29 protein-coding genes are annotated in these 24,556 nt (G+C 69.7%); 15 read left to right on the forward strand and 14 right to left on the reverse strand.

Translation table 11 applies throughout. The features are described 5' to 3' along the window. Positions 1-46 precede the first annotated feature (46 nt). The gene (locus ASG12_RS00845) at positions 47-859 is read left to right on the forward strand and encodes a helix-turn-helix domain-containing protein (protein WP_200932713.1); all 813 of its coding nucleotides are present in this window, start codon (positions 47-49) and stop codon (positions 857-859) included. 3 nt (positions 860-862) lie between these two features. Here ASG12_RS00845 and ASG12_RS00850 read toward each other — a convergent pair whose 3' ends face one another. From ASG12_RS00850 to ASG12_RS00865, 4 genes are read right to left on the reverse strand one after another with little or no spacing between them, the layout of a single operon-like run. Continuing rightward, positions 863-1,255: a tautomerase family protein gene (locus tag ASG12_RS00850; protein WP_055784191.1), complete on the reverse strand. Its 393-nt coding sequence runs from the start codon at positions 1,253-1,255 to the stop codon at positions 863-865. 54 nt (positions 1,256-1,309) lie between these two features. Next, on the reverse strand, positions 1,310-2,212 hold the full coding sequence (locus ASG12_RS00855; protein ID WP_235455708.1) for a hypothetical protein: 903 nt from the start codon (positions 2,210-2,212) through the stop codon (positions 1,310-1,312). 10 nt (positions 2,213-2,222) lie between these two features. Then, on the reverse strand, positions 2,223-3,482 hold the full coding sequence (gene serS, locus ASG12_RS00860; protein WP_055784193.1) for a serine--tRNA ligase: 1,260 nt from the start codon (positions 3,480-3,482) through the stop codon (positions 2,223-2,225). Between the two features lie 43 nt (positions 3,483-3,525). Then, the gene (locus ASG12_RS00865) at positions 3,526-3,936 is read right to left on the reverse strand and encodes an ankyrin repeat domain-containing protein (protein WP_055784195.1); all 411 of its coding nucleotides are present in this window, start codon (positions 3,934-3,936) and stop codon (positions 3,526-3,528) included. A 54-nt stretch (positions 3,937-3,990) separates the two neighbouring features. Here ASG12_RS00865 and ASG12_RS00870 point away from each other — a divergent pair, with 54 nt between their 5' ends. Genes ASG12_RS00870 through ASG12_RS00880 form a run of 3 tightly spaced genes read left to right on the forward strand, consistent with a single transcriptional unit; the run spans position 3,991 to position 6,120 of the window. Next, entirely contained in the window at positions 3,991-5,268 is a 1,278-nt protein-coding gene (locus tag ASG12_RS00870; protein WP_055784197.1) for a septum formation family protein, read from the forward strand. Between the two features lie 37 nt (positions 5,269-5,305). After that, positions 5,306-5,656: a metallopeptidase family protein gene (locus ASG12_RS00875; protein ID WP_055784199.1), complete on the forward strand. Its 351-nt coding sequence runs from the start codon at positions 5,306-5,308 to the stop codon at positions 5,654-5,656. Then, the gene (locus ASG12_RS00880) at positions 5,656-6,120 is read left to right on the forward strand and encodes an Rv0361 family membrane protein (protein ID WP_156377869.1); all 465 of its coding nucleotides are present in this window, start codon (positions 5,656-5,658) and stop codon (positions 6,118-6,120) included. The genes ASG12_RS00875 and ASG12_RS00880 overlap by 1 nt, the downstream gene beginning before the upstream one ends. 4 nt (positions 6,121-6,124) lie before the next feature. Here ASG12_RS00880 and ASG12_RS00885 read toward each other — a convergent pair whose 3' ends face one another. Both ASG12_RS00885 and pheA read right to left on the reverse strand, forming a co-directional pair. After that, positions 6,125-6,772, reverse strand: coding sequence for a histidine phosphatase family protein (locus ASG12_RS00885; protein WP_055784204.1), 648 nt, complete (start codon positions 6,770-6,772; stop codon positions 6,125-6,127). Beyond that, a complete protein-coding gene (gene pheA / locus ASG12_RS00890) occupies positions 6,772-7,710 on the reverse strand; it encodes a prephenate dehydratase (protein WP_268810413.1) in 939 nt (312 codons plus the stop codon). Before pheA ends, ASG12_RS00885 begins: the two co-directional genes overlap by 1 nt. A 100-nt stretch (positions 7,711-7,810) precedes the next feature. On the opposite strand from pheA, the gene ASG12_RS00895 reads away from it, so the two are divergent. From ASG12_RS00895 to ASG12_RS00910, 4 genes are all read left to right on the forward strand, one after another. Then, positions 7,811-8,566: a DUF2470 domain-containing protein gene (locus ASG12_RS00895; protein ID WP_055784206.1), complete on the forward strand. Its 756-nt coding sequence runs from the start codon at positions 7,811-7,813 to the stop codon at positions 8,564-8,566. A gap of 27 nt (positions 8,567-8,593) precedes the next feature. Further along, positions 8,594-9,406, forward strand: a complete 813-nt coding sequence (locus tag ASG12_RS00900) for a CPBP family intramembrane glutamic endopeptidase (protein WP_055784208.1) — start codon at positions 8,594-8,596, stop codon at positions 9,404-9,406. Positions 9,407-9,443: 37 nt separating this feature from the next. Next, positions 9,444-10,793, forward strand: a complete 1,350-nt coding sequence (locus ASG12_RS00905; RefSeq protein WP_235455709.1) for an LCP family protein — start codon at positions 9,444-9,446, stop codon at positions 10,791-10,793. A gap of 73 nt (positions 10,794-10,866) precedes the next feature. After that, complete coding sequence (locus ASG12_RS00910) at positions 10,867-11,427, forward strand: ferritin (protein ID WP_055784211.1); 561 nt, start codon at positions 10,867-10,869, stop codon at positions 11,425-11,427. A 12-nt stretch (positions 11,428-11,439) separates the two neighbouring features. Here ASG12_RS00910 and ASG12_RS00915 read toward each other — a convergent pair whose 3' ends face one another. The 4 genes from ASG12_RS00915 to ASG12_RS00930 all read right to left on the reverse strand — a co-directional run bounded on the left by ASG12_RS00915 (position 11,440) and on the right by ASG12_RS00930 (position 15,471). Continuing rightward, complete coding sequence (locus ASG12_RS00915; RefSeq protein ID WP_055784213.1) at positions 11,440-12,378, reverse strand: DUF5926 family protein; 939 nt, start codon at positions 12,376-12,378, stop codon at positions 11,440-11,442. A 34-nt stretch (positions 12,379-12,412) separates the two neighbouring features. Further along, positions 12,413-13,219 carry a glycerophosphodiester phosphodiesterase gene (locus ASG12_RS00920; RefSeq protein ID WP_055787344.1) on the reverse strand — a complete coding sequence of 269 codons (807 nt, stop codon included), beginning with the start codon at positions 13,217-13,219 and terminating at the stop codon, positions 12,413-12,415. Positions 13,220-13,302: 83 nt separating this feature from the next. Beyond that, positions 13,303-14,181 carry a DUF4328 domain-containing protein gene (locus tag ASG12_RS00925; RefSeq protein WP_055784215.1) on the reverse strand — a complete coding sequence of 293 codons (879 nt, stop codon included), beginning with the start codon at positions 14,179-14,181 and terminating at the stop codon, positions 13,303-13,305. 423 nt (positions 14,182-14,604) lie between these two features. Beyond that, positions 14,605-15,471 carry a S49 family peptidase gene (locus tag ASG12_RS00930; RefSeq protein WP_055784217.1) on the reverse strand — a complete coding sequence of 289 codons (867 nt, stop codon included), beginning with the start codon at positions 15,469-15,471 and terminating at the stop codon, positions 14,605-14,607. Positions 15,472-15,527: 56 nt separating this feature from the next. Between ASG12_RS00930 and ASG12_RS00935 the strand changes: the two genes are divergently transcribed. The 4 genes from ASG12_RS00935 to zapE are packed head-to-tail and all read left to right on the forward strand — an operon-like array spanning position 15,528 to position 19,008. After that, on the forward strand, positions 15,528-16,451 hold the full coding sequence (locus tag ASG12_RS00935; RefSeq protein ID WP_055784219.1) for an LLM class F420-dependent oxidoreductase: 924 nt from the start codon (positions 15,528-15,530) through the stop codon (positions 16,449-16,451). A 25-nt stretch (positions 16,452-16,476) separates the two neighbouring features. Beyond that, positions 16,477-17,241: a maleylpyruvate isomerase family mycothiol-dependent enzyme gene (locus ASG12_RS00940; RefSeq protein WP_055784221.1), complete on the forward strand. Its 765-nt coding sequence runs from the start codon at positions 16,477-16,479 to the stop codon at positions 17,239-17,241. Next, a complete protein-coding gene (locus ASG12_RS00945) occupies positions 17,241-17,999 on the forward strand; it encodes a VOC family protein (protein WP_055784223.1) in 759 nt (252 codons plus the stop codon). The genes ASG12_RS00940 and ASG12_RS00945 overlap by 1 nt, the downstream gene beginning before the upstream one ends. A 4-nt stretch (positions 18,000-18,003) precedes the next feature. Then, the gene (zapE, locus tag ASG12_RS00950) at positions 18,004-19,008 is read left to right on the forward strand and encodes an AFG1/ZapE family ATPase (RefSeq protein WP_055784225.1); all 1,005 of its coding nucleotides are present in this window, start codon (positions 18,004-18,006) and stop codon (positions 19,006-19,008) included. A gap of 21 nt (positions 19,009-19,029) precedes the next feature. On the opposite strand, the gene ASG12_RS00955 is transcribed toward zapE, so the two are convergent. After that, positions 19,030-20,406, reverse strand: a complete 1,377-nt coding sequence (locus ASG12_RS00955; protein WP_055784227.1) for an HNH endonuclease — start codon at positions 20,404-20,406, stop codon at positions 19,030-19,032. A gap of 189 nt (positions 20,407-20,595) precedes the next feature. On the opposite strand from ASG12_RS00955, the gene ASG12_RS22025 reads away from it, so the two are divergent. Together ASG12_RS22025 and ASG12_RS22030 are read left to right on the forward strand one after the other, a co-directional pair. After that, positions 20,596-20,766, forward strand: a complete 171-nt coding sequence (locus tag ASG12_RS22025; RefSeq protein ID WP_235456214.1) for a hypothetical protein — start codon at positions 20,596-20,598, stop codon at positions 20,764-20,766. Next, positions 20,759-20,998, forward strand: a complete 240-nt coding sequence (locus ASG12_RS22030) for a hypothetical protein (RefSeq protein ID WP_327197925.1) — start codon at positions 20,759-20,761, stop codon at positions 20,996-20,998. The genes ASG12_RS22025 and ASG12_RS22030 overlap by 8 nt, the downstream gene beginning before the upstream one ends. Here ASG12_RS22030 and ASG12_RS00965 read toward each other — a convergent pair. Then, entirely contained in the window at positions 20,981-22,258 is a 1,278-nt protein-coding gene (locus ASG12_RS00965; RefSeq protein ID WP_082501537.1) for an MFS transporter, read from the reverse strand. The genes ASG12_RS22030 and ASG12_RS00965 overlap by 18 nt on opposite strands. Further along, positions 22,255-22,896, reverse strand: coding sequence for a GntR family transcriptional regulator (locus ASG12_RS00970; RefSeq protein ID WP_055784232.1), 642 nt, complete (start codon positions 22,894-22,896; stop codon positions 22,255-22,257). The genes ASG12_RS00965 and ASG12_RS00970 overlap by 4 nt, the downstream gene beginning before the upstream one ends. Before the next feature lie 81 nt (positions 22,897-22,977). On the opposite strand from ASG12_RS00970, the gene ASG12_RS00975 reads away from it, so the two are divergent. Next, positions 22,978-23,454 (forward strand): nucleoside deaminase, encoded by a 477-nt coding sequence (locus ASG12_RS00975; RefSeq protein WP_055784234.1) that lies wholly within the window; start codon positions 22,978-22,980, stop codon positions 23,452-23,454. Positions 23,455-23,467: 13 nt separating this feature from the next. On the opposite strand, the gene ASG12_RS00980 is transcribed toward ASG12_RS00975, so the two are convergent. After that, positions 23,468-24,553 carry a winged helix DNA-binding domain-containing protein gene (locus ASG12_RS00980; RefSeq protein WP_055784235.1) on the reverse strand — a complete coding sequence of 362 codons (1,086 nt, stop codon included), beginning with the start codon at positions 24,551-24,553 and terminating at the stop codon, positions 23,468-23,470. Between the last annotated feature and the right edge of the window lie 3 nt (positions 24,554-24,556).

Consider the following 24,556-nt stretch of genomic DNA (forward strand, 5'->3'; position numbering starts at 1 on the left):
CCGGGGGCTGGCAGGTCTTGTACGTTTGCGACAGACTTGTCCGACGATGGGACCGCCGGAGATCCACCACGCGATCACGTCCCGGGGCCACCTCAACCCGGGATCGCCCGGCGTCGTCTTCGACCGCTTCGAACTCGGTCTCCCCGACCTGGTGCGCAACGTCTGGGTCGTCCGGTGGCGCCTCGACCGACCGCTGACCCAGCGGGTCCTGAACTACCCCGCCCTCAATGTCGTCGTCGAGGCCGGGCCGCAGGTCGACGGCTCGCATCACACCGGCCTGCACGGGCCGCAGCCGCACGTCACCGAACGCACCCTGACCGGCACCGGCTGGGCGGTCGGCGTCCTGTTCCGCCCGGCCGCGACCCCGCTGTTGACCGACCTCGTCGACACCGGGCTGCTCGGCGTGGACGTCGCGTTCCACGACGCTCCCTCCACCCGACTCGCAGCCGCGATGACCGGCGAGAGCGAGGAATTGCGCGGGATCCTGCAGGAGTGGCTCACGCCGCTCGCCGACCGCGTCGACGCCGCAGGCCGCCTGGCCACGTCGGCGGCGGTGATCGCCGAGGAACGCGCCGACATCACCACGGCCGCCGCGCTCGCCGATGCCGTGCACGCATCGGTGCGCACGGTCGAGCGCGTGGTGCGTCGACACACCGGCTTCACCCCGAAGCAGCTCATCGAATGTCGCCGGATGCAGGACGCGGCCACTCAGCTCTACACCGAACCCGACACCGACTTGTCCACCCTCGCAGCTGATCTGGGCTTCACCGATCACGCGCATTTCTCGCGCCGTTATCGCGGGGTCATCGGCGAGACACCCGGTCGTACCCGTGCCGCGGGTCGCGCGGCACGGGGCTGAGATCTACAGGTCGCCGGTCACGAACTGGGCGGTCCCGTTGCCGAACGACCAGTCGGCCTGGGTGTTCTCGACGACGGAGACGATGAGATCGGTTCCTGCGAGACCGCATTCGGCGCCCAACCGGTCGGCCAGCGCACGGTAGGTGGCCTGCTTCTGGTCGGTGTCGCGGCCCTGCTGCACGATCTGGATGAGCACGATGTCGTCGGTGCGTTCGAATCCGAGCCCGGTGTCCTCGGCGATGATCCCGCCGGGCTTGTGCTCGGTGATCAGCTGGTAGCGATCGCGGGGAGGGGCGGCGAAGTGCTCGAGTAGCACCTCCTGCACGACGTCGGCCAGCGCACGGACCTGTTCGGTGGTACGGCGGTTCTCGATCAGGTGGATGTGTACGAGTGGCACGGTCGGGATCTCCTCAGGTGGGCGTCGACGACGTCAACTCGCCCGTGCCCGGCACTATTCCGCCTGTGCCTCGGCCTGCGCTGACGCCTCCACCGCGCCCGACCAGGCGACGGTGACGGCACCGACGACCGCGGCGACGAAACCGAGCACCGCGAGCCACGCGAGGCCGTTCACCGTCTCGTCACCGAGGAAGATCACGCCGATCACACCCGGCACCACGGTCTCACCGACGACCAGCGCGGCGGTCGCACCGTTCACCGAACCCAGTTGCAGCGCAACGGTGTGCAGGTAGAAGCCGCCGCCCCCGGCGAGCGCCAACGCATACAGGGCGGGATCGGTGAACAGCGTCGACAGCGAGAACGGATCGAGACCGTCGAGCACACGCACCGAGATGGCGACGGCACCGAACAGCGCACCGGCCGCGAGACCGGCAGCGATGGCCGCGCGGGATCCGAGAAACCGCACCAGCGCGACCGAGACGACGACCAACGCCACGGTCGCGCCGAGCAACACCCAGTGGAACAGCATCGACTCGGTCTCTCGGGGGTTCTCCTTCGCCGACACCCCCAACGCGCACAGCGCCAACAGCACCACCGCGATCGCGATCCAGTCACGGGTGTGCAGACGGATCTTCAGCACGAAGATGCCGAGCACCGCGGTGATGACGAGGTTGGCGCTGATGATCGTCTGCGACAGGAACAGAGGTGACAGCCGGGCCGACACCGCGCCCCCGACGAAGCCCGCCACGTCCATCACCGTCCCGACGATGAAGTAGACCGTCAGCATCGCCAACACCGTCGATCGCAGTGTGGGCGCGCCGGTCTCGGTCGAGAGCCCGGTCTCGCCGCGCGCCAGGGCGGCGTCGTGACTGCTGCGGGCGCCGTGGGCCTGCAGCACCGACGACACCCCGTAGGCGATCGAGGCGAACAGCGCAGCGAGGACTCCCGCGATCAACATGGGCGCGTGGTCAGCTCGTGGGGCGCAGCACGTCGGTCCCGACCGACGCGGCGAGCGCCTCGGGCAGTTTCACGGTGCCGTCGGGTTGTTGGTGGTTCTCGAGGATCGCGACGATCCAGCGCGTGGTGGCCAGCGTGCCGTTGAGGGTCGCGGCGGTCTGCGGCTTGCCGTTCTCGTCGCGGTAGCGCACCGAGAGCCGACGGGCCTGATACGTCGTGCAGTTCGAGGTCGAGGTCAGCTCGCGGTAGGTCCCCTGCGTGGGAACCCATGCCTCGCAGTCGAATTTGCGTGCCGCCGACGATCCGAGATCACCTGCGGCGGTGTCGATCACGCGGTAGGGCACGTCGATGGCGGCGAGCATCTCCTTCTGCCACCCCAGCAGCTTCTGGTGCTCGGCCTCGGCCTCGGAGGGCTTGCAGTAGACGAAGCCCTCCACCTTGTCGAACTGGTGCACGCGGATGATGCCGCGGGTGTCCTTGCCGTAGCTGCCGGCCTCGCGGCGGAAGCAACTCGACCATCCCGCATAGCGTTTCGGCCCGTCGGAGAGGTCGAGGATCTCGTTCATGTGGTACCCGGCCATGGGTACCTCCGATGTCCCGACGAGGTACAGGTCGTCGTCGGGGAGGTGGTAGATCTCGGCCGAGTGCGCGCCGAGGAAGCCGGTGCCCTCCATCACCTCGGGGCGCACCAGCACCGGCGGGATCATCATGGTGAACCCGTTGGCGCTCGCCAGGCGCGCGGCGAGCTGCAGCAGGCCGAGCTGCAGCAGTGCGCCCTGCCCGGTGAGGAAGTAGAACCGCGATCCCGACACCTTCGCGCCGCGCTCCATGTCGAGCAGGCCGAGCGACTCACCGATCTCGAGGTGATCCTTCGGGTTGTCGATCGCCGTCGGCTCGCCGACGTGCTCGAGCACCACGTAGTCGTCCTCGCCGCCGGCGGGCGCCTCGTCGGCGACGACGTTGCCGATCGCGCGATGGGTCGCGGTCACCACGGCCTCGGCCTCGGACTGGGCTGCCGAGGCGGCCTTCACCCTGTCGGCGAGTTCCTTGCCGCGGGCCAGCAGCGCGGGTTTCTCGTCGGCGGAGGCCTTGCCGACCGACTTGCCGAGCGTCTTCTGCTCGTTGCGCAGCGCGTCGGCATCGGCGATCGCGGATCGACGCGTGACGTCGGCGTCGAGAAGGGTGTCGACGAGCGCGGGGTCCTCTCCGCGCTTGCGTTGGGAGGTACGCACGAGGTCGGGGTCGTCCCGCAGGATCTTGAGGTCGATCACCTGCAGAACCCTACTGGCTGGCCCTGCGCGGGTCAGTCCCCGATCACGGCCACCGCGCCGCATAATCCTCGCGACCGAACATCGAGGCGGCGTCGCGGGCGGTCGGCGTACCGGCGTCGGGATCGGCGCCCGCAGCGGCGAGGGTCTCGACGACGTCGTCGTGCCCCTTGAACACCGCACCTGCGAGCGGGGTCTGGTTCTTGTCGTTGGGGCGATCGACCTCGGCACCGAGACCGACGAGGGCGGCGACCGTCGCGGCGTGCCCGTGGTACGCGGCCAACATCACCAGCGTGTCGCCGGTGCCGGTCGTGAGGTTCACGGGCACACCGGCCCGCACGTACCCGACCAGCGACGCGGTGTGACCGCCCCGCGCCATGTCGAACAGCCGGCCGGCCAGCTCGGCGAGGTCGTCGGCATCGCGCTGGTCAGGGGTCGGTTCATCGGGGATCGGCATCGAGGTCCACGGTATCGGCCGGACGCCGCCCCGCGACAGGCATGATGGACGGCGATGTCTGCGCCCACCGATCCCCCCGCACCCGACGACTCCCCGTCCGACGACACCCCGCACGACCCCGTCGACGAGACCGCGTCGGCCGAGGACGCTGCGCCCGACGATGACCCCCAGACCGTCGAGACCGCGGTACACGAGGACAGCGATCCGGTTCCCGAGCCCGAGGACGCTCGCGATTCCGCGGACACGACCGCCGCAGGCCCGGCCGCGGGTCGAACCCGGTGGCTCACCGCGCACCCGATGCGGACCGTGCTCGGCGCCGTCGTGCTCGGCGCGCTGGCGGCAGCGGCGATCGTCGCGGCCATCGGCGGGTTCTCCGATGCCGGGTCGATCGACCAGACCGCGATCGGCGCCGAGGCCCGCGGGCCGCAGGCCAACGCGTTCAACCGCTCGACCCCGGGCACGTGTCTCACCTGGCCGCAGAACGATCCGAGCCGCCCGTCGGCCATCGGCTGCGGCGGATCGCACTACTTCGAGGTGGCCGGGGTCGTCGACCTCACGGCCGCCGCCGCGAACACATTCGGCGACACCGCGCCGTGGCCGAGCCGGGAGCAGTTCGTCGCGCTGCGCGAGCAGTACTGCCCGAACGAGGTGAACTCCTACCTCAACGGTCGATTCGATCCGAACGGTCGCTTCTCGGTCGGGATGCTCTACCCCTCGCAGCGTCAGTGGAACGACGGCGAACGCACCCTGCGCTGCGGCATCCAGTCCGCCGATTCCACGGGTCGACTGCAGCCGTTCCTCGGTCGTGTCGCCGACCTCGACCAGGCGCCGCAGTGGCCGATCGGTACGTGCATCGGCATCAACCAGCAATCGCGCCAGCCCACCGACCCCGTGAACTGCGCCGAGCAGCACGCGTTCCAGGTGACCGGGCTCGTCGGGCTGGCCGAGCAGTTCGGTGCCCCCGGCGCGGGGAAGCCCTGGCCCGACATCGCGACCCAGAACCGGTTCCTCTCCGGCGTCTGCCCGAAGATGACGACCGGGTTCTTCGGCACGCAGAAGGCGTTGACCGACACCACGCTCAACGTGCAGTGGTCGACGATCAGCCAGGTCAGCTGGTTGTCGGGCAGTCGCACCGCGGTCTGTTACGTCGGTCTGCCCGACCGCGGGGGCTTCGCCACCCTTGTCGGCGACGGCAAGCCCAACCTGCTCATCAACGGCAAGGTGCCGGTGCCGCCGCCGGTGGAGCCGCCCGGTCGCCTCAACCCGACCCCGGTGCCGCTACCGCAGGGCATCTCCCCCAACCCGACCGAGGTCCCGGCCCCCGAGGGCTGACCGCCATGTACCTCTCTGTCGCAGACGGATCCGCGCGATGACCGTCGAGATGTCGGATCGGGAGTTCGAGGAGCTGGTGTCGGACGCCCTCGACACCATCCCGACCGAGCTCACCGACGCGATGAACAACGTGGTCGTTCTCGTGGAGGCGCACCACCCCGAGGAACCCGATCTGCTGGGGCTCTACGAGGGCATCGCGTTGACCCACCGCGACACCACCTACGGCGGCGCACTGCCCGACACGATCACGATCTATCGCGAGCCCCTGCTCGCGATGTGCACCGACCGCGACGAGGTGGTCAATGAGGTCGCGATCACCGTCGTGCACGAGATCGCGCACCATTTCGGCATCGACGACACCTGGCTGCACGCCCACGGATGGGGCTGATGCGTGCGGTCCGAGTGGCCGGCGGCGCAGTGGTGCTCGCCGCGGCGATCGCATCCTGCAGCCGGACCGGTCCCGACGCGGCGCCGCCCTCATCGACCCTCGCGCCGTCGAGTGACTCCGCCGCGATCCGCACCGCCATCGATGCCTACGCGCGAACGCGCAACGGGACCGACCTGGCCGCGTTCCGGGCCACGATCTGCTCGTCGGTGGCCGCGGAGAACACCCCGGGTTCGCGTCCGAGCCCGGTCCACGTCGTCGTCGACCACGTGGGAGCCATCCGTGTGACCGGGGAATCCGCTACTGCCACGGTCGATCTGCGATATCAGGTCGGTGGTTCGGGATCGCTTCAGACCATCGGACCGTTCACCGGGATCGAGTGGCTCTTCGTCCGCGAGGACGGCTCGTGGAAGCAGTGCTCACCGCCGCGGTTCTCCCAGGCCGGATCGGCCCGACCCGCCGGATAGCGCCTCAGCCCATCGGGTCGACGGTGACAGCCCCGGACGGGCGGGCCGGGTCGACACCTCCCCAGTGCACGCACGTCCACGCGTCGTCGCGCCAGGCGAGTTCGATCGACCCGGTGTTGGGCAGCCCGTTCTCGAGCGCGAACTCGGGGTCGACGCCCGAGAGATGCGCGGCGACCAGTCGGATCGCGGCCCCGTGGCTCACCACGTACACGTCGCCGGGCGCATCGGCGTGGGCGTCGCGCAGCGACTCGATCACCGGGACGTAGCGGCCCAGCAGGTCGTCGAGGCTCTCGCTGTTGCCGACCCGCCGATCGGTGTGACCGGCGAACCAGTCGGCGATCAGATCACGGAAGGCGCGCACCGAGTCGTCGTCGTTGCGGTCCTCGAGGTCGCCGACCTGCACCTCGTGGAGGTCTGCGACTGCCTGTGCCTCGATCCCCCACACCGTCCCGATGAGGTCGGCGGTCTCTCGCGCGCGCCGGGCGATCGAGCTGTACAGCGCGATCGGTGTGACGTCGGGGCGTTCGAGGCCGAACCGAACCGCCTGGCGCGCACCGAAGTCGGTGAGCCCCGCGCCCGGGGGTCGTGTGTCGAGGCGCGCCATCACGTTCGAGGTCGTCTGCCCGTGCCGGACGAGGTGCAACGACGCCATCAGTGCTCACCCCGGCGCAACGCCTCGACCCAGCGCAGCGAGTCGGAATGGTCGGGTGAGGCCGCACCGGTCGCGCGTTCGGCGGCCCACGAACCGAGGAACGTGACCTTCTCGGCGAAGGCGTGCAGTCCCGCCAGCGCGTGTCCCATCAGGGGGTCGTCGATGTGACCGGAGGCGTCGAGGAAGAAGTGATAGCCCGGCGAATGGCGTCGGGGGCGCGACTCGATGCGCATCAGATCGATGTCACGCGTGGCGAATTCGCTCATCGCACGCACGAGGGAGCCGGGCGCATCCGGCAGGTTCAGGATCACCGCCGTCCGATCGCTACCGGTGCGCGCCTGGACCGGCGCCGGGCGTCCGATCAACACGAACCGTGTCGTGGCGTCGGCCGCGTCGGCGACATCCTCGGCAAGCGCGACGAGACCGTGGTTCCCGGCGGCGAGGGCCGTCGTCAGCGCGGCGTCGGCGCGGCCGGCCGCGACATCGGCAGCGGCGGCGGCGTTCGACGAGGACGGGACGACCCTCGCCGAGGGGAACAGCCGCCGCAGGCTCTCGCGCGTCTGACCTTCGGCGACGGGATAGGCGGCGATGGTCTGCACGTCGTCACGGCCACGTCCGGGGGCCGCGGCGACGGTGAAGGCGATGTCGAGGACGGTCTCGGCGAGGATCTGCACGCCGTCGCCGGCGGCGAGCGCGTCCATGGTGGCGGGCACCGCACCTTCGACCGAACTCTCCATCGGGACGCAGCCGTACTCGAGGGCACCCGACCGGACGGCCGCGACGACATCTCCCGGGCTCGACTGCGCGGAACGCTCGCGACAGGCCCAGCCCACGCGGTCCATCAGACGGTCGAGGGCCATCTCGGTGAAGGTTCCCGCCGGACCGAAATACGCGACCGCGCCGGATGGCTCGGGCAGCAGAGGGCGGAGATCGGACACGCGTCGAGCCTAGTCCACCTGTTGCCTGACCCCGCTCCAGAGTTTAGGTTAGGGTTACCTTAACCACGCTCGTTCAGCTTCCGCCAGAACAGGACCCGCCATGGCAACCACCGTGACCGACCGCCCGACCGACGCCGAGGCGATCCGCACCGCGTGTATGCGCGTGACCGCGGCGATGGTCGCCATCGAGGGGGCCGAACCGTCGCCGGTGACGATGGTGCACCTGTTCGACGGTCAGGCGTTCGTCCTCATCGGATCCGACACCGACGCCATGGCCGCCACCCGCGCGGACTCCGACGGTGTCCCGGCGATGGTCGAGGTCACCGACTGCGCACCCATCGAGCTCCGCGAACGCGTGCGGTCGCTCATCTGGCTCAACGGCGTGCTGCACCGGGTGCCCGCCGACCTCGAGCGTGACCTCGCCATGGAGATCGCCCTCGAGCACCCCGCCGACGAGCTGCTCGACCTCGGTCACGGCTACTCGATGCTGCGTCTGCAGCTGACCGGCGCCGTCATCGCCACATCGACCGGTGCGGCCGCGGTGGCCGCCGACGAGCTGACCCGCGCAACACCCGACCCGTTCTGGCAGTACGAGGCCGACTGGATCGTCCACCTCGATTCCGACCACTCCGACGTGATCGAGCAGCTCGGCCGTCGCCTCCCGCGGCACCTGCGCAACGGTCGGGTGCGCCCGCTCGGCATCGATCGCTGGGGCATCCGGTTCCGGGTGGAGGGCGAGACCGGTGACCTCGACACCCGCCTGTCGTTCGACCGCCCCGTCACCGACGTGATGGCCCTGTCGCGGGCGATCCGCGCGCTCGCGGGCTGCCCCTACCTCAACAGCATCACCGACTGACACAGGCGGCATCTCTATCGTGGCGAGGTGCCCTCACCCATCCGAACACTGCTGACGCCGGCGCGCCCCGCCGACATCGCGGTCGTCACCGACCGCACGCAGCGTCGGCTCATCGGCGCCGAGATCAGCATCGTCGTCATCCTCACGTTCGGTCTCTCCGGCGCGTACTCGGCGTTGTCGTTGCTCGAGGCCGAGCTGCGATCGGGCGGGATCGGCAACAGCACGGTCGCCCTCAACCAGTCGACCTCGACGATCGACTACATCGACCTGGCCCGCCAACTGCTCGCCGCCACGAGGCTGTTCGCCATCGCCGCGCTCGCGGCCTACCTCATCTACCGCGGCGGCGTGGCCCTGCACCGCGCCGGGATCACCCGCCGCCCGACAGGCCGCGACGTCGCCTGGGGCGCGGCGCTCGCCGCCGGGATCGGGCTGCCGGGGCTGGGTCTCTACCTCGTGGCGCGTGCACTGGGCGTCAACGCCCAGGTGCTGCCCAGCGACCTCACCGACACGTGGTGGCGCCTACCGATCCTGGTGATCTCGGCCGTCGGCAACGCCGGGGCCGAGGAGGTGCTGGTGGTCGCCTACCTGATCACCCGGCTGCGCCAGCTCGGGTGGGGCGAGAACCGATCGCTGCTGGCGTCGGCGCTGCTGCGTGGCAGCTACCACCTCTATCAGGGCTTCGGTGGCGGCCTGGGCAACGTGGTGATGGGTCTGGTCTACGGCCGGTTCTTCCAGCTGACGTCGCGCACATGGCCCCTGGTGATCGGCCACGCCCTCATCGACACCGTCGCGTTCGTCGGATACGCGCTGTTGCGAGACCATCTCACTTGGCTGCAGTGACCGCCTTCGCGCCGCACGGCTCCGTACAGTCGTGGCTGTGAGCGACCAGGAGGGGCCCTTCATCCGGCGCCCCCGCGACCCGGGCGGGCCCCGACGCGGTGACGGCGGCGGTGACCGACGCCCGCCCCGCGCCTGGTCGGAGGCACCGAACCAGCCCCCACCCCCACGGTCGGGCGCGCCACGGCCGGGTCCCGCGCGAGGCGTCGACGGCTACGCGCCCCCGCAGAAGCCCGAACCGTTCCGCGACGCGCCACCGCGCCGCGGCGGGCCACCCCCTCCGCCGCCGCGTGGTCGCACACCGGCCGACGCCCAGGGCTTCCGACGCGATCCGAGACTCGAACGTCCGGGCCCACCCGGGCCCCCTCGCCCGCCGCGACCCGAACGCCCCGTCGGCCCGCCGCCGCGACCGCCCCGGCGTCGACGTCTGCGTCGCCCCCGCATCGGTCGCACCCTGCTCGCGCTGCTGCTCGTGATCGTGGTGGCGCTGGTGGGCCTCACGTTCTACTACGACTCGAAGCTCAACCGCGTAGACGCCCTGAGCGCCTACCCCGACCGCGTCCGCGACACCCCGGGCACCAATTGGCTTCTCGTGGGCTCGGATTCGCGCGCCGGCCTCACCGAACAACAGAAGCGCAACCTCACCACCGGCGATGTCGACGGGGATCTCGGCCGCACCGACACCATGATGCTGGTCCACATCCCCAACAGCGGGAAGGCGATCATCGTCAGCATCCCGCGCGACCTCTACGTCACCATCCCCGGTCAGGGCCCGCACAAGATCAATGCGGCGTTCACCTTCGGCGGTCCGAAGCTGCTCGTGCAGACCATCGAGACGTTCACCCGGGTGCACATCGACCACTACGCCGAGATCGGCTTCGGTGGCTTCGACACCCTCGTCGACTCGGTCGGCGGGGTGAACATCTGTCTCGACCAACCACTGCGCGATCCGAAGGCGGGCCTCAACCTGCGGGCCGGGTGCCAGGATCTGAACGGCCGTCAGGCGTTGGGACTGGTGCGCACCCGCGCATTCCCGAACGCCGATCTCGAACGCGTCGTCAACCAGCGCAAGTTCCTCACCGCGCTGATGTCGAAGGCGGCGAGTTTCTCCACCATCGCCAACCCGTTCCGGCTGTTCCCGTTCGTGAGCGGCACCGTCTCGACGCTCACGGTCGACAACGGTGACCACATCTGGAACCTCGCGATGTTGGGGTGGGCGCTGCGCGGCGGACCGGTGACGACGACCACACCCACCGGCGGCTCGGAGAGCACCGACGACGGCGACGCACTGGCCCCCGACGACGACACGTCGACCTTCTTCGACCTGATCGCGAAGGATTCACCCATCCCCCAGAACCTCTTGAGTACCAACACCGGTGCGATCAGCTGAGCGGTGGGAAGTGCATCCTCAGTAAGGGCGAACTTGGATGACAGGCCAAATCGGACAGCCTAGTCTCGTCGCCATGTCCGTCACCACGCGCTCAGCAGCGAGCCCCGTATCCGCTTTCCACCAGCTCCTCGGCGAGCAGATCGCCCACGAGTTCGCCGCGTCGCAGCAGTACATCGCGCTCGCGTCGTTCTACGCCAACGAGGATCTCCCGCAGCTGGCCAAGCACTTCTACGGCCAGTCGGTCGAGGAGCGCAACCACGCGATGATGATCATCCAGTACTTCCTCGACCGCGACATGGCCGTCGAGGTTCCCGGGATCGCCGCTCCGCAAAGCCATTTCGGCGATTTCCGCGAGCCGATCAAGCTCGCCCTGCACCAGGAACAGACGGTCACCGATCAGATCATCGCGCTGGCCAAGACCGCGCGCGACGAGGGCGACTACCTCGGCGAGCAGTTCATGCAGTGGTTCCTCAAGGAGCAGGTCGAGGAGGTCGCGGTGATGACCACCCTGCAGACCGTCGCCGAGCGCTGCAACGGCAACACCTTCGATCTCGAGAACTTCGTGCAGCGTGAACTCAACGTCGCGGCCGAGGCCGACGCCACCGCGCCCTCGATCGCCGGTGGCGCGATCTGACCGGCGGGACGCTCAGCGCAGGGTGACCTGGCGGCCGCGGATGCCGTCGCGCGAGCGACGCTGTTCACCGGTGAGCTCGCCGGTCTGGGCGAGGGCCTCGGCGAGATCGGCCTCGAAGCGGGCACAGGGGGCGGTCCACTCCTCGTGGTGCATCTCGTTGTCGAGGTCGAACACGGGCACCAGCAGACCGTGGGTGCGGAACGACCCCGCGAACTTCGATCCCTCGCCGAGGGTGAGCTTGCCCGCCGCGTGGAGTCGCGCCAGCGCGGTCATCACGTCGTCCTCGGCCTCGGGCCGCACCCAGCGGATGTGGGCTCGTTCGCCGGCGTCGACCCACCACGGGGCGCCGGAGAGGTCGTCGCCGACGATGCGCGCGGTCGGGAGGATCGACTCCGAGGCCTGCTCGATCATCGCGGCGATGTCCGGCGAGATGTCGGCGGAATCGGCGAACCACCACGAGAAGTCGTCGTGCAACGTGATGTCGAGGGTGGTGTCGGCGCCCAGGGTGGCGGCAAGATCGGCCTCCCCGTCGGTCTCGGCGCCGTCGGTGTCCTCGGGCCGCGGCTCGTAGGGCGTACCCGCCTCGGCGCGGCTCGCCCACCGCAGCGCGTGCGCGAGCTCGCCGGGGACGTCGGGCCCCTCGAACTCGGTCTGCAGGGCCACGAGGCCCTCGACCGAACCGCCCAGATCGCGGGTGAGGGCCTGGACCGCACCGGGCAGGATCGTCGCGAGCGACACCGCGTTGGACCCCGACTCGCCGTGGACGGTGATCGACGCCGTCGCCGACGCGACGAACGCGCGGAGCGCCACGATGTCGCACTCGGCGGCGAGACCCTCGAAGGGCCGGGCCGGCGCGGCCAGGGCCTGTGCCTGCCTCGCCTTGCGTGCGGCGACCCGCTCGGCTCGATCACTGCCGGGGCGTCCGGTTCCGCGCTTGCTCTTCTTGGCCATGGGACCAGAATCTATTACCCCGCGCACACGGGGTTCAGCGCCGCCCCGGCTCGAGCCACTCCCGCACCCGGCCGGGGTGGTTGGTCGCGATGAAATCGACACCGATCCGCGCACAGTGCGTGACGTCGGCGTACTCGTCGACCGTCCAGCAGTAGGTGGCGCGACCCGATGCCGCGGCGCGGTCGACGGCGTCGGGATGATCGCGCAGCGTCACGATCGACGGTCCGATCCCGGTGGCGCCCACGGCGGTGGCCGCGCTGCCCCCCAGGAGCCGCGCGGTCTCGCCCAGGAGGATGGTCGGCAGCATGGGCGCGTTGCGGCGGACACGCCACACCGCCGCCGGGGAGAACGAGATCACCACGGCGCGACTGTGATCGGCCGACGCAGGTGCCGCGACCCCGAACCGGTGCAGCTCGGCCAACAGCAGTTGTTCGACCAGCGCGCCGTAGCGCACCGGGTGCTTGGTCTCGATGAACAGCCGCACCGGGTCGGGCCAGTCGAGGGTGAGGGTGAGCAGCTCGGCCAGCGTCAGCACCTTCGCGGGCGCGCCCCGCGCATGCCAGCTGCCGAAGTCGAGTTCGCGTAGTTGGGCCAGCGTCATCTCGCTGACGACGCCGGTCCCCGACGACGTGCGGTCCACGGTGCGGTCGTGCACGCACACCAGCTGGTGGTCGCGTGTCAGCCGCACATCGCACTCGAGCCCCTCGGCGCCCTGGGCGAGAGCCAACTCGTACGCGGCGAGGGTGTGCTCGGGGCGATCGGCGGAGGCGCCGCGGTGCGCGACGACGGCCGGACGACGCTGCCTCCGGATCCGCGAGACCTCGGCGAGGTCATCGGTCATCTGCGCGTCGGGCGGAACGGCCTCGGCGTCGTCGCGATCGTGATCGGCCGGCTCGTGGTCACCGGGAAGCGGCATCGGGCCGGTCATGCCGCGAGCCACCGGGTGGACGGTTCGGGTCGCGCGTCGGGGTCGAAGGCCCGGACCAATAGACGTGAGGACACGATCGCGAACGCCGCGCCGGCGAGGTCGCAGACGATCGTGAGCAGCACCGCGTTCGCACCCCACTGGATGGAGTCGGACGAGTAGCGGATCACGAGCGTGCCGATCGCCAGCGCCGACAGCGCGGCCCACGCCGCCCACCACAGCCGCAGCACCCGCATCACGCGGTCGGCGGGCAGCGCGTGACCGCACCGCGCGAGTTCGTGGAGGAACACCGCCGGCGCGACGATGTTGACCACCGGGACCAGACAGCCGACGACCAGGTGCCAGGTCGGTCGGGGGTCGAGGCGGTCGTGCTCGGCGAAGGCCTCGGCGCGGCGCCGCCGCAACCAGGCGGTGAACGACAACAGGCTCGTGACGACCATCACGATCGACACCACGCCCAGCGCCCAGGTGATGGCGTAGGCCCACCCGGCGGTCGTGGCGCCCACGGGGGCGGTGCGGTTCCGGATCAGGAGGGCGTAGATCCAGGCCTCCGCCGCCGCCGCGACCAGCAGCACCGAACCGGTCGCCTGCAGCAGTGGTGTCAACGATCCGGCGAGGCGCTCCGCGCGCGAGGGCCGCGGTTCCTCGGCCGGGGTGATGACATCGACGAGTCCCCACCGCGGCGGCACCGCATACCGGGGGGTGGGTCCGAGCCCGGCCGATCGGGGCGCGCGCGGGGCGGGGCGCGCCTCGGGTGGCCGACGTGCCTCCCAGCGGATGCGCGGGTTGCGTCGGGCGGTCGACACCGGGCGCGGTCGGGGCGGCGCCGGGGCGGCCGAGGGGCGGGGCGGGATCTGATCGAGGCTGTCGAGGACCATCAACTGCCCGCCGCAGCGAGGGCATCCGGAACGACGTGGGTCGTGCGGCGCCTGGATGCGACAGCGGGGGCAGAAATCGATCACGACAGGCCGATCCGAGAACCCGACCGCCCGTGCGCACCCACGCGTCCCATGGTGGCACGTCCGACCCGGCGCGCGGTGGCGACCGAATTTGTCCACAGGCTGTGCACAGGCCAGAGCGCAGGTCGGCCGCGTGAAGTCTGCAATCGGGTCTTCAGGACCGCGAACGAAATGAGCTCAAATGCACGAAAAAGGTGACCTGACTCACGCCGTGGTGCATAAAAAGGCCGGTTGTCCACAGTTTCCACAACCTCATCCACAACTTGAGGGTCGTCGAGAACGTGCCCGGGCCTGCGGTGGAAGGTCACGCCTGTGGATGAATTTCCGCACTGTTGAACTTGTTCACAGGCCGAAGGCCGACCAGCGTGACCGCTTCTCCGCCGCCGACAGCGCACCCGACACCACCCCGTCGACCATGCCGTCGACAGCGGCCGCGACACCGACCTGGCCACCGGTCAATCGGGCCAGCAGCGGTTTGGGCGGAGTGACCACCTCGACGTCGGCGTCGGGGTAGCGCTCGGCGATCACCGACCGCAACACACCGACCGCGTCGACGAGCCCGACGTCGACGGCCTTGCGTCCGATCCAGACGTCACCGTTGAAGAGGGTCGCATCGTCGCCCTGGAGCTTGGCGCCGCGACGCTGCCGCACCCAGGCGATGAACGCGGCGTGCAGATCGCCCTGGATGCCGGCGAGCCACGCCACGTCCTCCTCCTTCTCCGGGGAGAAGGTGTCGAGCCGGGCCTTGTTCGCCCCCGCGGTGTAGATGCGTCGCTCGAGTCCGACGCGGCCGATGAGGTCGGTCGCGCCGAAACCCGAGGAGACCACCCCGATCGACCCGACCATCGACGTACGGGCGGCGAAGATCTCGTCGGCCGCGCAGGCGATCCAATACCCGCCCGAGGCCGCGACGTCCTCGCAGAACGCCAGCACCCGCACACCGTTCTCCGAGGCCAGCTGGCGGATCCGTTCGGCGATGTACTCCGACTGGGCGGGCGAACCCCCGGGCGAGTTGATCACCAACACGACCGCCTTCACACGGTCGCCGGTGAACGCGCGCTTCAGCACGCCCTCGACCCCGTCGGCGGTGATGCCCCCGCGCCCCACACCCACCGATCCGATGTGGCCCTCGAGTCGCACCACCGCGACACGGTCGCCCTGCGGCGGACGCAGACGACGCAGCAACCGGGGCAGACAGCGATCGGTCATGCGCGGGGTCCGCCGGTGCTGTCCATGACAGCCACTCTAGGGGGCATGCTGGAGGGATGGAGACGTGCATTTTCACCGAGCCGCAGCAGGGTGCCACCTACGACGAGTTGCTCGCGGTGGCCACCACCGCCGAGTCGGCCGGCTTCACCGGCTTCTTCCGGTCCGACCACTACCTCGCGATGAACGTCCCCGACGGTGTCGGGCCGAGCGACGCATGGATCACCCTGGCCGGCATCGCCCGCGAGACCAGCACCATCCGTCTGGGAACCCTGGTCACCTCGGCGACCTTCCGTCTGCCCGGGCCGACGGCGATCTCGGTGGCGCAGGTCGACGCGATGTCGGGTGGGCGCATCGAGTTCGGCATCGGGGCGGGCTGGTACGCCGAGGAGCACTCGGCCTACGGCATCCCGTTCCCCGCGCTCGGTGAGCGGTTCGACCGGCTCGAGGAGTACCTGACGATCGTCACCGGCCTGTGGGCCACCCCGGTGGGCGACCGCTTCACCTTCGACGGCAAGCACTATCAACTCACCGAGTCCCCGGCCCTGCCGAAACCGACCCAGCAGCCCGGTCCGCCGATCATCATCGGCGGCGCGGGCAAGAAGCGGACCCCTGCGCTGGCCGCGCGCTTCGCCGCGGAGTTCAACACCCCGTTCATGACCGCCGCCGACGCCGCCCCGCTGCACCGTCGGATCGACGAGGCCTGCGCGACCGTCGAGCGGTCGACGTCCATCAAGCACTCGGCGGCGCAGGTGCTGTGCTGTGGCCGCGACGACGCCGAGGTCGCCCGCCGCGCCGACGCGATCGGACGCGACGTCGACGATCTGCGGGCATCCGGACTCGCCGGGACCCCGGCACAGATCGTCGACACCATCGGCGGGTTCGCCGACCTCGGCATCACGCGGATGTACCTGCAGACGCTCGATCTCGGCGATCTCGACCACCTCGAACTGGTGGCCGCACAGGTACTCCCCCAGCTGTGAGCCCGTACGTGCCACACTGATCGGCATGTCCGTTGGGCCGACCATCGACGAGTTCCGTTCCGTGATCGACGCGGCGACGCACCGGTTGTCGACGTCTGCGCGCACGGCCGGGCTCACCGCCCTCGTCCCGCCGTGTCCGGACTGGACGGTCGCCGATCTCGTGGCGCACCAGGGGATGGTGCACCGCTGGGCACAGGCGCAGATCCTGGGCATCGAGGCTCCGTTCGCGTCGGAGTCCGTCGTCCTCGACCGCGTGGCGCCGACCGACCTCACCGACTGGTTCCTCGACGGCGCGCGGGAACTCCTCGACACCCTCTCCACGGCCGACCCGGACGTCGATGCCTGGGTGTTCATGGAGACCGGCCGCACCCCGCTGGAGTTCTGGACCCGCCGCCAGGCGCACGAGACCACCATTCACGCCGTCGATGCCGTTGCCGCCGAACAAGGTTCGATCCCGACGGCCGCGGCCCTGGGCATCGATCCCGCCCTCGCCGCCGACGGTCTCGACGAGCTGCTGGTGCGCTTCGCGCCCCGCGGACGCTCGAAGCTGTATGCCGGTGAGCCCGCGACGATCGGCGTCGAGACCACCGACACCGGCCACGCCTGGACCCTGTCGGTGTCGGAGGAGGCGTTGACCGTCACCGAGGGTGCACCGGAGTCGGCGACCGCACGGTGGCGGGGCACCGCCGGCGCCCTCTATCTCGGGTTGTGGAACCGCGGCGACGAGATCGAGGTGTCCGGCGACCGGACGACTCTCGAGCGCTGGCGCGCGCGGCACCGGGTGCGCTGATGGCGGTGACCTCGGTGCGATGGTTGTCGGTCGTGCTCGATTTCCCGGCCGACGAGTTCGGCGACGAGGTCACGTTCTGGCGCGCGATCGCCGGCAGCACCGTCTCCCCGCCGCGGGGCGAGAAGCGCCAGTTCGCCTCGCTCGAACCGTTCAACGGTGACCCGCACCTGCTGGTCCAGCGCATCGACCACGGCGTCGGCGGCGTGCACCTCGACCTCGCTGTCGACGACATCGTCGCCTCGGCCGCCGGCGCCCAGGAGATCGGTGCGGCGGTGGTCTCGTGGGCCGACGACTGCATCACCATGACCTCGCCGGCGGGGTTCGTGTTCTGTCTGGTGGTCTGGCGGGGACAGAGCCGCAAGTCGCGTCCCATCCGGTGGCCGGGCGACACCATCAGCATCATCGACCAGGTGTCGATCGACATCCCCTCGCGACGGTTCGATCGTGAGTGCGCGTTCTGGGAGGCGCTGACCGGGTGGCAGGTGATCGGCGGCAGCGGTGGCCGACCCGAGTTCCGTCACCTGGCGCGGCCCGAGCACCTGGCCGTCCGGATCCTGTTGCAGTCGACCAACTCCGGCGCCATCGCCGGTCACGTCGACCTCGCCAGCACCCACCCCGCCGAGGAGGTGGCCCGGCACGAGGACTGGGGCGCAGAGGTCGTCGCCGAACACGGTGACTGGACGGTGATGGCCGATCCGACCGGGCGGCCCTACTGCATCACCGCCCGCAACCCGCGTACCGGCGAACTCCCCGGCTGAGCCGGTGCGCGATCAGATCATCGCCGCAGCCGACACGGCCTCCAGCCGAGGCGGATTCAGCCTCGACCCCGATCAACGCCTGCTCGTCGCCCAGCTCGCAGTTGTCGTCGCCCCGCGGCCCCGACGGCGGCAATGGACAGCACCACGGGGGGCGTACGTGTACGGGCCGGTGGGGCGGGGCAAGTCGTGGATCGTGAACGCGGTGTTCGACGCCGCACCTGCACCGAAGGTGCGAGTGCATTCGCACGAGTTCTTCCATCGCCTGCATGCGCGCGTCCACTCCGAGCAGGGCAATCCTCAAGCCCTGCGTCGTGCACTCGACGACATCGTCGGAGCACGTCGACTCCTCGTTTTCGACGAGCTGCACATTCACGATCCCGGCGACGCCCGATTCTTCACCCGGCTTCTCGAGTACGTGCTGGCTCATGAGACCACGATCATCGTGACCTCGAACTACGCTCCTGACGACCTGCTACCCAACCCTGTGTGGCACCACATCATGGAGGCGGGGACCGCCCTGATCGCAGACAATCTCGCGATCCACCGTCTGGCTGGGTCCATCGACTACCGCACCACAACGCGGCAGCGCGACGCGGGATTTGCCGCCGGCGCATGGGTTTCGTCGTCGCCATCGGGCGCCGATCGACGCACCACCGACACGCGTCTACACCTCGGCCGAAGAAGCTTCCCGGTCGTCGCGGTGGATAATCGTCACCTCTGGGTCACGTTCGATCAGATATGTGACGGACCCCTGTCGACCATCGAATACGACCATTGGGCTTCACTTTTCGACACCTGGACGATTTCCGACATACCACTGTTCGAGGTGGTCGATCCGGAAGCCCAGCAGCGGTTCATCAATCTGGTCGACATCCTGGTCGACCGCGATGTCCACACCACCTTCCGCTCTCCGCACACCGTCGACGAGTTCCTGACGTCTGCGGCAGCCTCCCGTCCTGACACGTTCCGAATGGTCAGCCGGATGCACCTGCTGCGTGTCGCCGACTGACCGCGTTCCGCGGAACGCGGTTCATGCGGCGGTGGGTGCCGATTGTTGTCCGTCACGCCATTCCCAGATGCCGTAGAGGACTTCGAGGGTGTAGCCGAGGTCGAGGGGTCCGCCTCCGATGGGTTCGAGGGCATCGTCGGCGATGGTCGTGTTCGGGCGCCAGCCGGGCGGGGCTGTGGTCGGGGGTGCGGTGTCGATGGGTGTGCCGCTGGGGTGGTGGAAGGTGAATTGCTGGTGTCCGAGTGCGCGGATGGTGAAGTCGCCGTTGTGCAGGGCGCGGTGGTGGGTGGAGCACAGCAGGATGAGGTTGTCGGGGTCGGTGGTGCCGCCGTGACTCCAGAACCGGACGTGGTGGGCGTGGAGGTGTCGGGTGCGTCCGCAGGCGGGGTGTCGGCATCCGCGGTCGCGGGCGTGCACCACCCGCAGTAGGGCTTTAGTGGGTAGTCGACGTTTACGGCCGAATGTCAGCGCAACACCGCGTTTCCCGCTGCGAGATCGCTTGTGGCCGATCTCCCTGGTCGATCCACCGCATGCGGCCTCGTCGACCTCGGTCGTGGCGATGGCGGGTCCGGCATCGAGATGTGGATCGACGGAGTGCTCTGCGTCGGTGTGGATGACGATCTCCGCGCCCGGGGCGAAGTCGGGCATCGCGACCACGGTGCGCGCGGTGTCGGCCATGGTGACCACTGCGCCGGAGATGTCGGTGGGGACTCCGCGCCACAGATCTGGTGACGCTGCTGCAACGTCGAGGTGCTGAGTGTCAGCGGGGAGTTCGAGGTCGGGGTCACCTGTGGTGCGAGTTCTCTCGTATTCGCTGCGTACGACGCCGGCGAGGAAGCGGGCCCCATCGACTGGGGACAGTCGCATCGTCACCGCCAACGACCCGTCGTCGTTCCACTTCCACCGCGACGATGATTCGATTCGACGGCTCGCCGCCTCGTCTTCGGCGCGGTCGATGTGCGCGATGCCCCGCACCAGTCGTTCGACCTGCGCCGCGGTAGCCGACAGCGCCGCATTCACCAGTTCTTCTTCACGATCGGGGGTCGCGACACGGGTGATCGCGCGGACTTTCGAGTACGACAGCCGACCCTCAGCAAATGCATCGGACACCCGAGGAAGATCGGTCAGCGCATGGGCGATGCGGAGATGATCCTGGGCTGTACGCAACGACATCCCGGTCTTCCACGACAGCCAGTGCGCGCACGAGCGGATCCCGATGCCGCTCCACACCTTGCGGTCGTCGAACTCGCGCAGCAGGTCGAGGAATCGTGCGGTGAGGGCGGCGATCTGGGAGGCGTACCCGACCACGCGATCGGTGAGTTCGTCGTCGGACAATCCGTCCGGGGGCGCGAAATCGAATAGATCAGACTGCTTCGATGCAAGAGCGGTGACCGACATGCTTACCCCCGATGAGCTGCGGTTATCAACTCCCACAAGCTTATCGGGACCCACCGACAAGCCGATCCGACCGCGTTCCGCGGAACGCGACCTCGGGCGGACTACCGTCATCGGTATGAGGAACAGGCGGACCGGTTGGCGCGTGGCGAGTGGTACCTCGATGATGACGACCTCCGCGGACGACGACGATTGTGTGCCGATCTGGTCGACGAGTTCAACGCCGCAACCGGATCCGACGGCGCCTGCCGAGACCACCTGTTGCACCGCCTTCTTCATGGACGACGCACCGATCAAGCTCGAATCAAACGTTCGTGTCGGACCGGGCGCGTCACTTGTCACCGCCCTTCAACCCGTGGATGACCATGCTCGCCGCCGGCAGGGCTGGGAACGTGCAGCACCGATCGTCATAGGCGAGGACTCATGGTTGGCGGCCGCGGTCACCGTCGGCGCCGGTGTCACCATCGGCCGTAACTCCGTCATCGGCGCAGGCAGCGTCGCGTTGTCCGACATCCCCGACAACGCAGTCGCCGTGGGGGCACCGGCGCGAGTCGTCCGACTCACCTCGCCCGAGGGCTCACCCGGCGACCGTTGATGACGCGCCGGCACGACTGCGCGGCAGGTGCCTGCGGTAAGACGCGACCACGACCGCCGTCGACACCACGAGCGCGGCGAGCAGGACGCCGAGGAGGAACAGCGTCGTGAACGGCGGGGTGAGGGCGGCGAGGATCGTGGGGACGACGAAGCCCAGATAGGCGACGGCGTAGAAGATCCCGGTGAGCCGGGCCAGGTCGGAGGCGGGCGCGATGCGCTGCACCTCGCGCAGTCCGGACACGAGACCGATACCGAATCCGACCCCGAACACGACTGCCGCCACGAGACCGATCACCACCTGCGAGGTCTCGACGGCGGCGATCATCACGACGAGGCCGACCGCGAGCGTCGCCATCGACACCACGATGCCGCGGGCACTCGAGGGCGAGTCGATGCGCGTGGCGACGGGTTGGATGAGCGCTCCGCTGGTGAGCGCGACGACGCTCAGGAGTGTCGCGTAGGCGAGGCCGAGACCGCCGGTCGCGTCGGCGAGCAAGACCGGGAGGTATCCGTAGGCGAGCGCGCAGGCCGCGAACAGCCACGGTCCGCACACGAGGACGACCCGCAGGAAGCGCCGGTGACGCATCGAGGGCACGGTGAGCCGTGCCCGAAGTGGTTGTGCGACAGCGTGGGCGAACACCGTCTCGGGTGGGCGGCGCACCAGCATGAGAAACGGGACAGCCACCATGATGTGGATGAGGTACGGCAGCACCTCGGGCAGGGGACCCCACTGCGCGATGCTGCCGGCGACGAGAGCGCCGAGTGCCGAACCGAGCGTGAACGCCAGGGAGGCCCGCCGTGCGCCCGCGCCCGCATCGGCCGTCGGGTCGAATCGTCCCTGACTGAGCTCCTTCAGCCAGCTCGTGCCGACGGCCATCGCCGTGCCGACCGACATGCCCGCGAACAATCGACCCAGGCAGATCGGCAACGACCCGAGTTCACCCAGGGCGAGAAGCGCGCTGGCCGCCACCCCGAACCACACCGCGCACGACATGGGTCCGCGCCGCCCGCCGTGGTCGCTCACCGCGCCCGCGATCACCAGTGCCGGTGCGAGTCCCGCGACGTAGATGCCGAGGAAGAGCGTGACCGTCGCGGACGAGTAGTGCGCGGTGTCGCGGTACAGCAGCAGCATCGGGCTGAACTGGTTCCCCGACCACGCGCACACGAACAGCGTGCCGAACACCAGGACCCAGGCCTTCCCGGCCGTGTGCGTCACGTCGATCGATCGATCCACCGCGGCCGCGCGGGCCGGGACCGTCATATCGCTCCCTGGTAGCGCTCGAGGTGCGCGACGAGCGCCGCGGTGAAGCCGTCACGGTCGCCGCGTACGAAACAGTCCGCGAGGGTGCGGTGATCGGCATACGACGCCGCGAGGTTGCCGGGGTCGATGCGCAGGTACATCGTGCGCAGCCGTTGCTGCCGCCCGCGCAGTTGCTCGTAGAACTGCCGCGCCAACGGATTGCGGGAGGCCTCGATCAGCAGGGCGTGGAAGTCGTCGTCGGCGTCGACGAACGCCGAGACGTCACCGGCTCCGACCGCGCCCTCCTGCCGACGCAGGTTCTCCTCGATGCGCTCGGCGATCTCGGCGTCGGGACCACCGGCGGCGAATGTCTGCGCGGCCGAGGCCGATTCGATGCCCTGCCGCATGGCGAGCACGTCGGTCGCCTCCGACGGTGTCATCGGTCGGATGATGGCGCCCTTCCGTGAGACCAGCTCGATCAGCTGCTCGGCGTCGAGACGGAGGAAGGCCTCGTGGACGGGGGTGCGGCTGATACCGAGTTCGGCGCCGATCTTGGCCTCGCTCACCAACTGACCGCCGGCCAGACCGCCGCTGATGATCTGCGCCTTGGTGTGGGCGTAGGCGCGCTCGGCGGCCACCGGTCCCGCGTTCACGGTCATGCCGATGACCGTAACACCTTGCATACAAGGTTGCATGCAAGGTGGTGTGATGAGATCAGCGCGACCGCCTACGCTGGCACGATGGCGATCTCCGACGACGATCTCACCCATCTGCGACGCTGCGTCGACCTCGCCGGCGAGGCCCTGACCGCGGGCGACGAGCCGTTCGGTTCGGTGCTGGTCGACGCCGAGGGCCGGCCGGTCTTCGCCGACCGCAACCGCGTCGGCGGTGGCGACGAGACACGCCATCCGGAACTCGCGATCGCGCTCTGGGCGGTGGAGAACCTCGAGCCCGACGACCGCGCCCGGTCGACGGTCTACACCTCCGGTGAGCACTGCCCGATGTGCGCGGCCGCGCACGCCTGGGTCGGCCTGGGTCGCATCGTCTACGCGGTGTCGTCGGCGCAGCTCACCGACTGGTTGCAGGAATGGGGTGTGCCCGCCTCACCGGTCGCGGCGCTCCCGATCGAGACCGTGGCGCCGGGTGTCCCCGTCGAGGGACCCGTCGAGATGTTCGCCGACGAGATGGCAGCCCTGCACCGTCAGGCCCACGCCTGACACCCTCCGGACCTCAGTCGTTCGGCCGTCGGACGAACTCCGACACCGCGTCGGCCTCGGCGTCGAGTGCTCGTCGTCGGGAGGCGGGGACGTCGCGCAGGTACTCGACGGACACCGCTCCGGCGGCGTCGACGCGCCACGACCCGACCACCCGACCGTCGACCATCGCGAACCCCGGTAGACGACCGTTCGGGGTGGCCATCGCCTTGTAGACGTCGTCGTCGATCACGCGACGGCGATCGGCCTGGGCGACCACGACATTGTCGAACGGCGCCAGGAGACGGGCGGGGGCGGGCTCGTCGGCCGAGGCGATGTCGAGGCCGTCGAGGTCGAACAGTTCCTCACCGTCAGGCCCGGTCAGCCGATTGAGTTCCCAGTCGCGTTCCATCGCCTCGATCGGCTCACGGAGTCGGGTGAGCCCCGACCAACTCTGCACGCCCGCAACGGTCGACGGCCCGAAGCCACGCAGGTACAGCCGGATGAGGTCCTTGATCGCCTCGTCCGCGGTGACGGCGGGCTCACCGGGACCGACCCACTCGTCGAACAGCCGATAGGTGGTGGCGCCACTCCCGGCGAACAGTCCACGCGGCGGGACCTGGACGAGCGGCAGCGTGCACCGGGCGATCGTGCACAGGGTCGACGCCGACTCGCCGGGAAAGTGTTCCACCAGAGCGGCACCGAGCGCTCTCGTCGACATCTCCCTGCAGGTCAACAGTTCTCGAGCGTACCGGGTCACCGCCGCAGGGTCGGCGGTGACGACGTTCCGCAGATGGTTGGTCCGCAGTTCGGCATCGAGCGTGGGCTGGGCGAGTGGTCGGATCCAACGGGCATCGGCGGCATCGATGCAGAAGACCGTGCTGCGCAGCAGCGCCATCCGCACCACCTCACGGTCGAGCATCAACCCGTCGAGCTCGGCGGGATCGAAATCCACCACGCGCGAGAACAACCCGAAGAACGCCGCGCGCGGGTCCTGCGACTGCAGACCCACGCACCGGTCGAGCACCTCCACGGCGTCGTCGTCGACGCGCTCGAGCAGGTGCTGACGGGTCAGCACGGTGCGGTTCCACTGCTCGAGCGAGATCCGATCCGACGACGTCACGGC

The sequence above is a fragment of the Williamsia sp. Leaf354 genome (genome assembly GCF_001424365.1).
GTDB lineage: Bacteria > Actinomycetota > Actinomycetes > Mycobacteriales > Mycobacteriaceae > Williamsia_A.